The sequence below is a fragment of the Bacillus sp. M13(2017) genome (assembly GCF_002218325.1).
In the GTDB taxonomy this organism is placed as follows: Bacteria; Bacillota; Bacilli; order Bacillales; family Bacillaceae_G; genus Bacillus_A; species Bacillus_A thuringiensis_K.
This window is the reverse complement of the sequence record NZ_KZ268501.1, coordinates 31,828-45,974: the sequence shown is the minus strand read 5'-3', so window position 1 is coordinate 45,974 and position 14,147 is coordinate 31,828. Positions and strand designations below refer to the sequence as shown.

The following is a 14,147-nucleotide window of genomic DNA, read 5'->3' as shown; positions in this document are numbered from 1 at the left end:
CAATTCTATAGCATATTTTAACATGAAAAATTTTAGAAACATAGAAAAAACTTCAAAAACTATTTACAATTTCATGTGTTTTATTACATAGTGATTACAAGAAAAAACGCCTGCTCATAAGCAGGCGTTTTTAAAGGATTTCATCAGGGTTTTGAGGATGATGATTTCCCTCTTTCTTTTCTTCTGTTTGGAACATCGATTGAATTTTATCAATTGTTTGTGGAGCTAATTCAATCATTTTTTCTGCTAAATGTGTCGCATTTTGTAGATGAAGAATATTTACTCCATCTTTATTCACCACAAGAAATGCTACTGGTGTAATAGAAACACCACCCGCGCTACCGCCACCAAATGCAGCGTTACCGTTCGCTCTTTGTCCATCATTCGTTTGGAAATCAGAACCTCCTGCTCCAAAACCGAACGCTACTTTAGAAACCGTTAACACCACACCACCGTCAGCCGTTTGAACAGGCTCTCCAACAATCGTATTTACATCAACCATTTCTTTTAAATTTTCCATTGCTGCTTTCATTAACCCTTGAATTGGATGATCCACCGTTCATAACCTCCTTTGTCATATCTTTCCTAGTTTTTCCGAAAGTTTGTGAACTAAACATAAAATTTTATATTGATTTCAAAAAACTTAAGTTGTAATATTTAGAAAAATAAAAAAAGAGGTCGATTCGTTATGATGCGAAAATTAACAAAGAAAGATCATGAACAAGTATTCGCTTACCTAAAAGAAGAAGCAGCCCTTAACTTGTTTATTATTGGAGATATTGAAGCTTTCGGTTATGACACAGATTTTCAAGAACTATGGGGAGTATTTAAAGAGAATGGAACATTAAAATCAATTTTACTCCGATTCCACGATTCATTTATACCATATAGTAAAGAAGACTTTGTTACCACTGATTATGAGGCACTTCTTTCCGCATATAAGCCACTTAAACTCTCTGGTAAGTCAACTATTGTAGAAAGATTTGAAACTGCTCCAAGTCTACAATTAGGCGTCAAAAATGAAATGTATTTTTGTAAATGTCTAAATGACAACAACTTACCTGACACGCCTATTCATGAAACGATTAAACTTGCGTCACTCGATGATATAGAACGAATTATGAAATTACGAAGTGACATTGCTGAATTTCCGACTACTAATGAATCAGAGAAAATATTAAGGCAGGCTATCGAAACAAATACAGGACGCACATACTATATTGAAAAAGATGGCGTGATCATCGCATCCGCCTCTACTTCCGCTGAAAATTCATTATCCGCTATGGTAGTTGGTGTATGTACACACCCGAATTATCGTGGAAATGGATTTGCTTCACTCATACTACAAAAAATGATTCAAGACTTTACGAAAGAAGGCCGAACACTTTGTTTATTTTATAACAATCCAGCTGCTGGACGAATTTATAAACGACTAGGATTTAAAGACATTGGGATGTGGACGATGTATCGATAATAAGCAATACTTTATAAGAGGAAATAGTTGTAACTTAGCAATAAAAGCAGATTACATAAAAACTTCACACCGTTATTATGAAGATGGAGAAACTACTTGTAAAGCCGTGCCCCTAACTAAAACATGTCATGTATTCAAGCTAAATTTAGACAGATAAATGCCCCAGTTGCATCTACTCCAGCAACTGGGGCTACATATTTATACTCAAATTCTTTCCACTACAAATAGAAATATTTATGAAACATTTATCACACTTATGTCGCTATTATCTTTCCGTACAAATGCCCTTCTAAATATTACTGCGTCTTATTATACTGTGCTTTAAAATCAATATATTCCTGTTTCGCATCTTGGTTATTACCTTGGTGACTATCAAAATATGTATGTATTTGTGATATGTGTTCTACTAACTTTCCTTCTTCATTTCTCTTTTTATAATTCATTACAATACTTACTTCCAATATCTGCTCTGAACCCTTTGTAAACTCAATATGCAGTGCGATCGATCCACCACCATATTCATCATATTGTATTTTCAGCTTATCATTAATAATACTTTGAAACTCTGATTCAGTTAGTTTATATCCAACAGTACTAGGCTGACCAAACTTTTTTATATCATCTCCTGGCTTCATCTTTAGTTTCCCAATCCCTTTTAAACGATCTACAATTAAGTTCACGTATGAAACATCCAGACTTGAATCCGTACTTTGTACCTGTCCATTCTCATAACTAATATTTGTACTATAATTAACTTCTTCTCTATAATTTTTATTATCTACTTTCGAGGTAATTTCTTGTGTTGTATTTCCATATAAACTTTTATCTTTCGTATTATATATACCTTTCGAAGTTTGATAAATTGTTTTACTGTGCTCTCCATCTTCCTTTTGCTCATATGTACTATATATACCTCTTTGTTTCACATACGCATATCCATCATCACTAGCGGACATAACCTTTTTCATGTCACCTTCATCCAAAGCTTTGACAAATGGCTCATACTCTATCTTTTTTTCAAAAAAACTACATGCTTGTAGTAAGCTGATTACTATTATGATAGTAATCATTTTAAACACTTTTTTTTGTTCATTTCATCATCACACTACTCTCTACATTTTCAACTAGATAATCTTTTAATCACATTACATAATTAAAATTTCTTTTAGTAGTTAAAATACTCTCCTTTAAACCACTACTTTTTTCACTATTAAAACTTACAATACACACTTTCTTTATGCCTTACGTTTCGATTTACCTTTTTTATTTCTCTTTCGATATCTTGGAGTCTCTCTTTTATGTTGCTCCCACGTTTTATTAAATGACGGAAATTTAAACCTGCAATACGCTAATAGCTGAAATTCAGCTGCACCGATGGCTATCGTATACATTAAAACAGTACCTATTACATATCCAATAAAAGTATCAAACGCATAATCATTATGAAAATAAATCAAAATAAGAAGGATTAATGCGTATAGTGTAGCCCACTTCATCATCTTTCCTTTTGTTTTACTAAAGAAAGAAGCAGACCTCTCATCCATACTAAACGCACCTTCACTTGCCAATTTAAATGTATCTATTGTTGTTACAATATGGAAAATTACCGCTCCTAAATATAGCAAACATACATAATTCAACGTAATACGATCCATTGAATTATTAGCTATTTCAGAAACAACTAAAACTGTAAGTAATATAGTAGCCATTTGAAATGCATTTAATATTACAACAATTGTTTGTAGCTTTTGAAATTTAAATTGTGCTTTTGGAAATAAATATAGCACGAAAAAAATTACTTGCAGAGCATATGCCAACACCTCTAGCTTAACAATTCCTATGTTAAGGAGAACCATACAGTACTCCCAACCACCTGATACAATAATAGAAAAAACGGCTATTGAACTATAAAGTATTCCTCCAAACATAAATCCTGTAGCACCTTCTGGACTTAAACGATCTTTACATGTCATCCTAAATTCATCTAAATCTTCTTCTTTTATATTCCACATCCTGACTTTTCACCTCTATACAGTTTAAATAATTTTCATTCAATAAAATCCCATTACATTCCTAACTTTTTAAGTACATTCATCTTTGTGTAACTATATTCGGATAATATTATCTCTACATTAATTACCGTACATAATCAAAATGCTTTTGATAGTTCAAATAGCCTTCTTTCTCCTCAAAAGCTCTAAATATTCTTCTCTCTTTTACTTAAGCATATCCCTCATACTCCCTGAAACTCCACTCACTTAGTAAAAACGTTACTGTCAGCACAATTGTATCGAGATAATAAAGCTCTTTAATTTTATCTTCAGAAAGGTGATAACCTCCAATCAACAATATGCTAGCAGGTTATTACAGTTATTTTAAATTTGTTTTTTATTTTAATGGATTCGACTTTTGCAAATAATAATGTTGTTTAATTTGAGAAGCGAATATTAAAAACATACTACTTAATAACTCGTGATTAAGTCTTCGCCCTCATATCTAGGATCTTTCTCAACTTTACCATCTTTTGTTTTGATGGCTTTTAGTCTACCTAACCACTCTGCTCCGTTATATGTCTCTTCACTTACCCATACATTATGCTTTTTACCATCTACCTCAACTACTAATGTGGGGTGTGTAAACATGAATTCCTTCTCTACATGCCTACCTACAATTTCTGCATGTAATGATGTACCTTCTTTAACTAGTTTACTATTCTGATACCCTTCGATAATAGGTAATCCAATAAATACAAAGAATATGAATCCAAATACGATTACTTTCTTCTTTGTACTCCATTTATTCTTTTCTTTCAATTCCTTCTGTCTCGCTTCTCTTTCTTCGCGTTCCTCCAAACTCTCATTTAAAGCGTCTTCCCATGCCTTAATTTCCTCTTCGATTTCTGCTTCAGCTCTTGCTAGTTTTTCTAGTTGTTCATCGGTTGCTACCATCTCATATGAGTTGTCTCCAACCAAACGAATTTCAGCACCATTTTCTTTTACTTTTCGCAAGTCTTTTTCTGTACAATTAAACTCTCGAATGATTTCCCCTTGTGTGTTTACCAGTCTAACGTAAATGTTTTTTTCTCCTTCTTCTTAAACATCTGAACTCCCCCTTATTTATTTCCTATCATAGATAACCCTATTGCAATTAAGAGAAAGAAAACGATAATAAGGAAAGTCTTCCCTTTGCTTAATTGTGTTGTATAACCTCCCAAGACAGCCCATATAAGAATTGGAAAAAGAAGAATACCTAGGAGAATATCGACCAACTTGTTGCTACTCTTCTTTAGTGGTTTTTCTTCTACTATCGGTTTTATCTGAACAGCTTCTTTTCTTATTTGTTTCGGTTTCTTTTTCTTACGTCTATGATTCCCCCAACTTACTCCTTTTAGAATAACTTTTTCCTAACTATAAAAATACCGAAATATCCCATTTTCATCGTATAGGATAAAATGATTTATTTCTTCACAAATAGATTTCCACCATAAAAAACAGTCTATGACTATTATTTACAAATGTTATTTCAACTTTTATTTTATTCTTTTTCTATTCGCTATAAATTCTTGACGTTCTTTTTCATGTTGTTCCCACGTAATACTAGATATTTAGATTCTTATTCAATCAAAAATAGACTTTCCTCTTTCCATGTTGAAAGAGGGAAGTCTATTTATTTCTAAATATATTATAGCCCTTGTTTTATTAATAATTGTTACTTATTATTTTCAGCCTTGTTCTTTATCGTTTTTACAAATTCATTTCGCCATATTTTAAAATTATGAGCAAATTTTCCTTCAATAGAATTTTTATACCCTTCAAATTTCACTTCTAAAATATCAAAATCATTGAATAATTTATATGTCTCTGCCGTCAAACCTACTGGGTGTAATACCCCACCATAATCATAGAAAGTGTCTTCATCGAGAAGTATTCCTCTTGTAGTAATTACATATTCTACATCTTTTTCTTCCTCAGTACTCAACCTCACTACACTTCCTAAAGGCAAAACTTTCTCCATATAATCTTTCATATTAATTCACCGATCCTTTTAACACGATAATTTTCTCTTCTATTTTTTGTCGCCTTTTTTCTAATTGGCGGATACGATCAATAAAAGCATCACGTGTTTTACCTTGCAAACTATTATCAATACTATTTTCTAATCTTCTAATATCTCCGGTCAAAGATACAGCTGCTTTTTCAAGTTGCATAACAACATTAATAATTTGATCTCGCCCACCACTGTCCGGAAATGTACTATGAACCCTCGACATTATCATATGTAAATCCATCCTCATACCCCCTTCCTTAACATTTATCAATAATAAGAAACTGAAGCTAACTCTTCATCTTTTGCTATCATAGAAATTACCGCATCTGTTACATCTTGACTTAACTCTTTTAAATCATTTGAAAGTTCGTTCACATCTCTAGAAATCTCTACTAATAATGAACGATTTAACCCTCTACTACCATCATTCATAAAATAGTTTAATAATGATTGGCGATGGCTTCTTACATAATCTCCAGCAATTGAAGCAATATTTGTATCAATTTCAAAGTCACCTTTAAATACATCTAAAATATCTTGAACAAGAGAAGATGCTACTTCTTTTGCAATTGCTATAATTTCATCACGGGATAAATAAAGAATGATGCATCCTACTAAAAAATCTACAGCTGCGTTAAATACTGATTCTAACACTTCAAGTACCTTTTCCTTACATTTTGCTAATTTATTCTCTATCCAATCCACAGCCGCATTCACCTGATTTCTAACTTCTTGTATAACTTCCTTACTAAATTTCAAAGCTTTTTTTCCTGTTTCTACACCTATACTTGCTATTTTTGTTGCTAGAGCACTAGTATCTCCCACTACTGTTATTGCAACTAGAATTGCACTGACTGGGGTTCCATTTACCACTAAATCCACTACAACTTCTTCTGTTGTACTTAATGTTTTTTTTCCAGCGATTCCTTTATATAGGTCCCCAGCAGATTCTGATATTTCTAAAAAACCAAATTTCCAATCAAATCCTGTTTCGCTAACCTTTTTCAATTTATCTATTGCTACATTCCCATTCCTAGAATAAAACTTTGGATCATATAAAAAAGAATGCCCTTCCCCATTTTCCATTTTATAAACCTGTCCAGGTATTACAAAATCTGCGGCCTTAATGGCGCCATACAAAGGATCATATTCATTTATAAGACTGCGGCAATTTTTCATATTGGTCCCGTATCCGTACTTAACCACATCTTTATTTAAAACAGGCGCAGGATTTAAAGCTAATACGTTTATATTATCTTCTTGATGTCTTAATGCAACTGTATTCGCTGCTCCGCCACCTAAGGAGTGCCCTAGTAAAGTTATCTTCTTTCCTTTATTCCCCGCCTTGACTTTTTCATAAAATTTTTCTGCTTGACTATACTGAAATTCTGCTAATGACCCCAATATAGGTGAATTAGTTAAATTATGCAGTCCAATTGCTCCATCGGTTGCTAAATCACCTATTTGGCTCGGTTGGGTTCCAACGTATACAATGAAAATTTCATGCGTGTTTCTATCCTCTAAAGCATATGCCCCAAATCCAGTTACTGAATGAATATCATCAGAAGCTATAAGATTAGCATTAAAGTTGTCTTGTAACTTCTGTTTATTTATTATTGGATCAGAATTATTATATTTTTTTTCTTGTGCATTATAATCATAAATATCTTTTGCCGATAATCTTAATTTTCCTACATCACTACTTAATTTATAATCTTCCTCATTCACCATATTCTCCCCCTTATATATTAATGGCTTTCTTTAAATTTCTTTTCATATTGTAAGTAATCTTTTTTTGATTTCCGATTATTTTCTTCTTTATTATGTAAATATGTTGTTATTTCTTGATCATGCCTAATCATATTATTTTCTTCATTTCTTTGTTTATAGCCTATCGAAATTGTTATCTCTGTTATTTCCATCGGATTTTCCTTTGTATCCTTAGCAGAATTAAATTCAATTAGTAGTGTTGCATAACTAAACTTCTCATACTCTAATCCTAAATTCCCATTAAATATCTCTTTAAATTGAGTTTCTGATAAATTATAGCTTATCGTAGCTGGTTGGCTGAAGCTTTTTTTATTCACATTTGGTTTCAATTCTTTTATTCCTTGCACTCTATTAAGCATTAATTTTATATTAGACATATCTTTCCCTCGATTTGAAGCTTCTAGCTGTCCATTTTCGTATCTTATATCTGACTTGAATACAACTTCTTCTTTATATTGTGGGTTGTCACTATGTTTTTCATCCTCAACTGGAGTATTGACTTTCTTTTGTGCCTCACCAAAAAGAATATTATCTTTAATACTATAAATACCTTGCGTTGTTTGATAAACTACTCCTATTTGCTTATTATTATCCTCAATAAAAGTGCTATCCCTAACCTCTTCTTTCACATACGCATACCCATCATCACTAGCAGACATAACAGTCTTCATATCCCCTTCATCCAACGCCTTTACTAATCTCTCATACTCTATCTTTGTCTCTCCAAAACCACATCCACTTAATAAACTTGCCACTATTGACACGACTATCATCACCTTAGCTTTCTTCTTTAATTTCATACTGTCACCTCGTTAGTTACTCTAGGCATTTTTAGTTTCATTATGTTCCCTTTTTGATAGTAATACACTTCATCTTTACCTAATGGTGCTTCGTTGCTTATATATTTTATGTTGAAGATACTTTGATCATTTAATGGCATTGCGATAATTGCTGCTGTTAGCTTACTTCTCATTTTCATAGGTAGAGCTTCACGATTTCGGTCCATGTAGTCGTGGTGACCTGCTAATACAAAGTAAATGCCCACTGTACGAGATAAATCAATTAAAGTTGCTGCATCCTCCATTTCTAAATAAACAAATTTACTAAACTCTTCAACATTCGTCATGATAATGAGTTGTTTTGTGAATGCAGGAATTTCTCTACCTTCTTGTCTTGCTTGCGCTAATTCAAGAGCTCGTTCGCGAATTACTTCCATCCAATACTTCGCATGCATATTGATTTCATTTTCGTCTACAATGTAATGCGTCACATTATCTTTATATTGAACGAAACTATACTCTGCTGTATCCACTAACGTCACACTTTCAAAATAATCTTTATTCAATTGAGATAGGATGCTAGATACAATTTGTTTTCTCATACTATCATCTACACTATAAATCATTAAATGATCATTCATCGCAATATCATGAGCTACAACTTCTACGTTTGCAAAATCAAGCCCCATTGGAATTCTTGCTGCTTGTAGAGCTTTTGTAACGTCTTTATTTTTACGATAAGTAGCAATATCAATCACTTCTGGCATCATTGGAATTGCCTTCGGACGTTCTCCATCCCATTCTCGATCCATATCATTTGCTTCTTGTTGTAATAATTGAATTTGCTGTAATTCATCTTCTGCTTTCGTAGATAATGCAACCTGGAATAATGTAGGAGATTCTAGTTTTATTAACGCTCTTCCTGCTGTTTCTTCCACTTTTATATCAGATCTCCCTACAATACTAGCTACTTCACTTTGATCAATCATATATAGGCAAGTTTGGATTTTAATATTATTGTACAATTGAATTCTAAGTGCATTTTGTCGCCCTGCACTAATTAAGGTATGAATTCCTAAACTTGCACCATCTCGGACAATTTGCATAATTAGCATTTCAAAGCTTTCATAGAACTTCGCTTCTTTTACTGCATCATAATTGTCGATTGCAATAATAATATGTGGTATTTCTTTCCCGCTTGCCTTTTCATACATTTCAATATTTGCAACGTCATATTCACTTAATAATCGTTTACGATTTTTCATTTCTTGAGTTAATCTTTCAACAAACTTTAAACATTTTTCAGATTCATCAATCGTAATCGTATCCGCTACATGAGGTAATCCTTTCAAAGGTAGAAGACCATTTGTTCCAAGGTCCACTAAATACACATGCAAATGCTCCGGACTATGCTGACGAGCTACATCCATAATGACTGATTGTAAGAATGTTGATTTTCCGTAGCCTGGACTTGAGAAGACCGCTACGTGTCCGTCTTTACTAATATCTAGTGTTAATGGTGTTTGTGATTGTAATTCAGGCTGATCTAGTAGACCAATTGTTGCTTGTAATGGTTTCTTTTCTTTCGTCCATGCTTCTTTGAACTGAATAGCATGTAAGTCTTGTAAATATACGCTTTCTGGAAGTGGTGGTAACCACGGTCTTGCTAATGCTTCAATTTCATTTATTTCTGCGTAATCGTGAATGTAGTCAATAACAGCATCCAGTTCAGATGGTACGCTTATTACTTCTTTACTGCTACCAAGTCCACTTAAGTCTTCACTTAATATTTCATATTGTCCTAGATCATTTATTGCATAGATTGTTGCATCTAAATGTTCTTTATCCTCTTTATTTTCTACATAGTCTGCTCCGCTCCAAGCTGATTGGAATAGTTCATAAATTTCATTATTCCCAACTTGTAAGTAAGCACGTCCTGGTAATGTAATTTCAGCAGCATCCGGTGTTTTTAAAATTTCATTACTATCTGACGTATTTTGAACTTTTAATGCTAGTTTGAATTTCGAGTTACTCCAAATTTGATCATCTACAACACCACTCGGTTTTTGCGTAGCTAATATTAAATGGATTCCGAGCGAACGACCGATACGCGCTGTTGAAACTAACTCTTTCATAAACTCTGGTTGTTCTGACTTCAGTTCCGCGAATTCATCACTAATTAAAAATAGATGTGGCATCGGTTCACTTACTAAGCCTTCTTTATACAGTTTTTGATACTGATTAATATGGTTTACATCATTTTCCCCAAATAATCGTTGTCTTTTTTGTAACTCAGCTTTAATTGATGCGAGCGCTCTCATACTTTGTGCTCCATCTAAGTTCGTAATTGTTCCTAATAAATGCGGTAAGTTTTTGAATAAATTCGCCATACCGCCGCCTTTATAGTCAATTAGTAAAAAGGCTACTTCGTACGGATGGAAATTAACTGCTAGAGATAAAATGTACGATTGTATAATTTCCGATTTACCTGAACCTGTTGTACCTGCTATTAATCCGTGTGGTCCGTGTGCTTTTTCGTGTAAATTTAAGTTTACGATATCTTCTTTACCACGTAATCCAAGTGGTACAGCTAAAGATTTATGCGCTGCATTTTTCTCCCAACGACTTGTGATATTCAGTTCTTTTACTTTTTCAACGCCGTACATTTCTAAAAATGTTACGCTTTCTGGAATACTATTTTTTAAGTTTTGCAAATGATTTAATGGTGCTAATGCCCGTGAAATATCTTCTAAATTAAACCCTTTCGGTACGTGATTTAGTTTAAATTGACGGTTAACAAGCTCTCCTTGCTCTAAGATGATGTTCCCTTGTTTTGCATCTCTTATATCTATTACCGTTTTCACATGCTCCGGTAAACTTTGCATAACATCTTGTACAAATACAAGTGATACACCTAATTGACTCGGATCATCATTAAAGAATTCCATAACAACATGGTCTAATATTAGTTTTTCATCTGTAATGAGAACGACATAGTGCGGTGCAAAGTACATTTTTTCATTAGTAGAACTTTTTTCATCTAGTTTTAATTTTCGTTCTTTCAATATTTGATACAAACTATTTAACACTTGATCACGGCTACGATCATGGTATACAAATCCACGTACATTTATATCGCGAACACTTCCATGAGGTAACCAGCGCATCCAATCCCATTTTTCTTTTTCTTCTTCCGGAAAAATAGTAATAAACTGCAAGTCATAATAACTATGGAATAAAGCCGTTTGTGCAACTAATAATTGTAATTGCTCTAACACTAAAGAGCGTTGGCCAATATAACCGACTGGTCCATTCATTAAATCTGTTACAACTGGTACATCTTCCAATGATAGATAACGCTGTCTTAGTTCACGTGCTATATCGATTAATTCATCTTTCGTTTGACTAAATTCTTCTTCATTAAATTGAATTTCAAAACTCGTATTAGCTTGTCCTGTTCCAACGCTAAATGTTAAGAAATCATGATGTAACATTGTTTTTTCATAAATTCTAGGATTTACTTGAACTGCCATATTACGTATTACTTCTACATTTGGATTGTGATAATGTAATGCGTGACGCTGTTTTTCACTTTCTGCATGTAAATCTTTCGTTTTTTGTTTTATATACTCTCTATAGCTTTTATCTCGTTCAACAATGTCGACTTTATATTGCTTCAAATTTTTAATATACGATGTGACAGAAACAATGATTGTTACTAATGTCATCGCAATCGATGCGATAATAAACATTCCATATTTCATGAAAATAGCAAGTAATACAGTTACGACAATCATGACAAGTGAAGGTGCAATGATTCTTGCTAAATGCTCCGTTGGTTTTGATGGCATACTTGAAGGCTTTGCAATTGTCATTTTCTCTTCTGGTTCACGGTAAATAATACGTGGTGAACGATGATAGTCTGGATAACCACTTTGATAATTTGTTTCTGATTCTACTAAAATAGGTAACGCAGATTTCACTTTATCTTCTGAAGAAAGTACTTGAATGTCTTCACTACCAATCTCCAATAAAATACCATCAAAATATAATACGTCTCCTGATTCCAACATAACGCTATCTTTTAACTTCGTATAATTATGAAATACATCCCCGCCATACACGTTCACTTTAAAAGAATCGTACAACGTTTCGCGAGATAGCATTAAATCTACAATAGTCCCGGTAATAGAAATATCATCGTAATCGTTTTGACTCACTGTAAGAGAATGTTTCGTTCCGATATCAAACACTTTAGTTGTGCCAACAATAGATATAAAGATTTTCAAGCTCACATCTCTTGTTTTCCCAATCTCAATTTCCTTATTAAATTCTATTAATTGATCCTGTACCATCCAAGCATTTACTTCATTATTCCACTTTAACTCTATTTCTTGTTCTAAACTTGGATTCGTAATATCATTTGTCCACTCTTTTCCAATCGACACTATTGATTGCTCATTTGGATGTAATGTGCACTTATATATTTTGTCTCCATAAGTCAATACTAATAGTTGCTCCATCCGTGTTCACTGCTCCTTTTCAACTGCTTACTCTTTTTTCTCTGTGTCCGACAAATTTTTATCGCTTGATGAATTGCCATATTTCTTTTTATATTCATCTAATTGTTGCTCATATGTTTTTAACTTTTGATCACGTTCTTCCCCTGATAAATCAGGATTATTTTTCAGTGATTCAATTTGTTTAACAAGGCCGTACATAATAAGCTGAGGATCATCAAGTGTCTTAGCTAAATCTAATGATTTATCAAAATTACCTTTTCCGTTATACATCCAATACAGCAAATACTTTTCATCACTTTTCAAACTAATGTTTTTCATAATCGATTTCTTTTGAGCTTCACCTAGTTTTTCAGCTGTAATGTATGCAAATGCTAACTCATATTTAGATGCAATCGGCAATGATTCAAACTCCTCTTCATTCAATTGCGTAATGACTTTGTCATAATCAGTTGCTATGAAACTTGCATTTGCTTCTAACAATTTATTTTGATAAGGAAATTTTATAAAAGTGAAATATATTAAAGGAGCAGCTAAAATAACTGTCGCCGCTATGAAGGAAAAAGCTAAGTATTTAAATGATTTGTAGCTTTTTTTAGGTACTAACTGCATATTTTTTTCTGTTTTTGTTTGTTCCTTCTCAAAGCTGTCATCAAGAAACTGCAGTAATGCATCTAAGCTTTCCATTTGAGCAACGGTCTGTTCAAATGTTGTTTCTTTTGCATCTTTTAGTAACCCAGCATACAAATCATCAAAGTTATGTTTTTGGGAGAATAAAGCAATAATTAGACACTTATATTGTGTTAAAAATTGCTCTTCTAATAACGGGGTTGGCGGAACAATATCTCGAATTCCTCTATGTATAATACTTGGTATTAAATTAGCATTAAAAACTATATTGTCTGGATGTAAAAAGAACGTGATTCGTTTATTTAAATATTTACGAAACTGCGCAACATTCCGAAGTAGTCTTAATTTCTCATTTCTTCCAAAACGGCTAAGATCGTCCCACTTATGTAATTTTTTATCTACTTGATATAGAAACGTAAACATATCATCCGTTTCTTCTATTGTTAATGGTACAAATTCAGATGATTCGCCCGTAATTATATCGAATTGACGGAAGTCTTTTATACGTGTTTGAGATTTGGTCATCTCCAATTTCCAATTTTCTTTTTCTATTTGAAATTGATAGTTCATTGCATCAATTTGAATTATTTTTTCCGTCATGTTTATCCTCTTCTCCTTTTCTTTATAACCCGTAATAACTTATTTTCAAATAACTAAAAGTAAAAAATATTCTTTATAAAACTTGCAAAATATCTCCATCTGTTATTTGGTGATCAATTAAACGATCATTATCTGTTAAAACAATTGACTTATTTTTCACTTTAATTACAAAATGTGAACCTTCATGATTATCAATCTTTAGCGTATCTAATAAGTTTTTTAATAAATATTTAGTAGATTGATGATTCGGAATACGCAAATCATATGTATTTCCATTCCATTTACTAAAATCTACTGTCACATTGATATGTGTTTGTATTGCCATCG

12 protein-coding genes and 2 pseudogenes are annotated in these 14,147 nt (G+C 32.7%); 1 reads left to right on the top strand and 13 read right to left on the bottom strand.

Features of this window, described 5'->3' with window-relative positions:
• Positions 1 to 130: 130 nt before the first annotated feature.
• On the bottom strand, positions 131 to 556 hold the full coding sequence (gene ytfJ, locus CGQ22_RS06480; RefSeq protein WP_089148423.1) for a GerW family sporulation protein: 426 nt from the start codon (positions 554 to 556) through the stop codon (positions 131 to 133).
• A gap of 132 nt (positions 557 to 688) precedes the next feature.
• Here ytfJ and CGQ22_RS06475 point away from each other — a divergent pair, with 132 nt between their 5' ends.
• A complete protein-coding gene (locus CGQ22_RS06475; protein ID WP_089148422.1) occupies positions 689 to 1,474 on the top strand; it encodes a GNAT family N-acetyltransferase in 786 nt (261 codons plus the stop codon).
• Positions 1,475 to 1,770: 296 nt separating this feature from the next.
• On the opposite strand, the gene CGQ22_RS06465 is transcribed toward CGQ22_RS06475, so the two are convergent.
• The 12 genes and pseudogenes from CGQ22_RS06465 to CGQ22_RS06415 form a co-directional block, all read right to left on the bottom strand.
• A complete protein-coding gene (locus CGQ22_RS06465; RefSeq protein ID WP_089148420.1) occupies positions 1,771 to 2,544 on the bottom strand; it encodes a DUF3952 domain-containing protein in 774 nt (257 codons plus the stop codon).
• Positions 2,545 to 2,709: 165 nt separating this feature from the next.
• A complete protein-coding gene (locus CGQ22_RS06460; protein ID WP_089148419.1) occupies positions 2,710 to 3,486 on the bottom strand; it encodes a hypothetical protein in 777 nt (258 codons plus the stop codon).
• Between the two features lie 450 nt (positions 3,487 to 3,936).
• Positions 3,937 to 4,482, bottom strand: a complete 546-nt coding sequence (locus tag CGQ22_RS06455; protein WP_089148418.1) for a hypothetical protein — start codon at positions 4,480 to 4,482, stop codon at positions 3,937 to 3,939.
• A gap of 104 nt (positions 4,483 to 4,586) precedes the next feature.
• Positions 4,587 to 4,868, bottom strand: a complete 282-nt coding sequence (locus CGQ22_RS06450; protein ID WP_089148417.1) for a hypothetical protein — start codon at positions 4,866 to 4,868, stop codon at positions 4,587 to 4,589.
• A 314-nt stretch (positions 4,869 to 5,182) separates the two neighbouring features.
• On the bottom strand, positions 5,183 to 5,500 hold the full coding sequence (locus tag CGQ22_RS06445; protein ID WP_000656387.1) for a DUF4176 domain-containing protein: 318 nt from the start codon (positions 5,498 to 5,500) through the stop codon (positions 5,183 to 5,185).
• A 1-nt stretch (position 5,501) separates the two neighbouring features.
• On the bottom strand, positions 5,502 to 5,762 hold the full coding sequence (locus tag CGQ22_RS06440) for a hypothetical protein (RefSeq protein WP_000363090.1): 261 nt from the start codon (positions 5,760 to 5,762) through the stop codon (positions 5,502 to 5,504).
• A gap of 26 nt (positions 5,763 to 5,788) precedes the next feature.
• Positions 5,789 to 7,252, bottom strand: a complete 1,464-nt coding sequence (locus CGQ22_RS06435) for an alpha/beta hydrolase family protein (RefSeq protein ID WP_089148416.1) — start codon at positions 7,250 to 7,252, stop codon at positions 5,789 to 5,791.
• Positions 7,253 to 7,269: 17 nt separating this feature from the next.
• A complete protein-coding gene (locus CGQ22_RS06430) occupies positions 7,270 to 8,091 on the bottom strand; it encodes a DUF3952 domain-containing protein (RefSeq protein ID WP_089148415.1) in 822 nt (273 codons plus the stop codon).
• Positions 8,088 to 12,317, bottom strand: a pseudogene (gene essC, locus CGQ22_RS06425) (type VII secretion protein EssC); the annotation flags it as partial. The pseudogene essC and the gene CGQ22_RS06430, both read right to left, overlap by 4 nt.
• Positions 12,312 to 12,593: pseudogene (locus CGQ22_RS32870) on the bottom strand (FtsK/SpoIIIE N-terminal domain-containing protein); the annotation flags it as partial. The pseudogenes essC and CGQ22_RS32870, both read right to left, overlap by 6 nt.
• Before the next feature lie 27 nt (positions 12,594 to 12,620).
• The gene (essB, locus tag CGQ22_RS06420; protein WP_000136609.1) at positions 12,621 to 13,820 is read right to left on the bottom strand and encodes a type VII secretion protein EssB; all 1,200 of its coding nucleotides are present in this window, start codon (positions 13,818 to 13,820) and stop codon (positions 12,621 to 12,623) included.
• Between the two features lie 73 nt (positions 13,821 to 13,893).
• The gene (locus CGQ22_RS06415) at positions 13,894 to 14,145 is read right to left on the bottom strand and encodes an EsaB/YukD family protein (RefSeq protein ID WP_089148413.1); all 252 of its coding nucleotides are present in this window, start codon (positions 14,143 to 14,145) and stop codon (positions 13,894 to 13,896) included.
• Positions 14,146 to 14,147: the final 2 nt, after the last annotated feature.

Bases quoted from the DNA above. Each gene is read 5' to 3' on its own strand.
- CGQ22_RS06445 (WP_000656387.1), bottom strand. From the start codon at position 5,500: ATGAAAGATTATATGGAGAAAGTTTTGCCTTTAGGAAGTGTAGTGAGG.
- CGQ22_RS06460 (WP_089148419.1), bottom strand. From the start codon at position 3,486: ATGTGGAATATAAAAGAAGAAGATTTAGATGAATTTAGGATGACATGT.
- CGQ22_RS06430 (WP_089148415.1), bottom strand. From the start codon at position 8,091: ATGAAATTAAAGAAGAAAGCTAAGGTGATGATAGTCGTGTCAATAGTG.
- CGQ22_RS06415 (WP_089148413.1), bottom strand. From the start codon at position 14,145: ATGGCAATACAAACACATATCAATGTGACAGTAGATTTTAGTAAATGG.
- essB (WP_000136609.1), bottom strand. From the start codon at position 13,820: ATGACGGAAAAAATAATTCAAATTGATGCAATGAACTATCAATTTCAA.
- CGQ22_RS06475 (WP_089148422.1), top strand. From the start codon at position 689: ATGATGCGAAAATTAACAAAGAAAGATCATGAACAAGTATTCGCTTAC.
- CGQ22_RS06440 (WP_000363090.1), bottom strand. From the start codon at position 5,762: ATGGATTTACATATGATAATGTCGAGGGTTCATAGTACATTTCCGGAC.
- CGQ22_RS06465 (WP_089148420.1), bottom strand. From the start codon at position 2,544: ATGATTACTATCATAATAGTAATCAGCTTACTACAAGCATGTAGTTTT.
- CGQ22_RS06435 (WP_089148416.1), bottom strand. From the start codon at position 7,252: ATGGTGAATGAGGAAGATTATAAATTAAGTAGTGATGTAGGAAAATTA.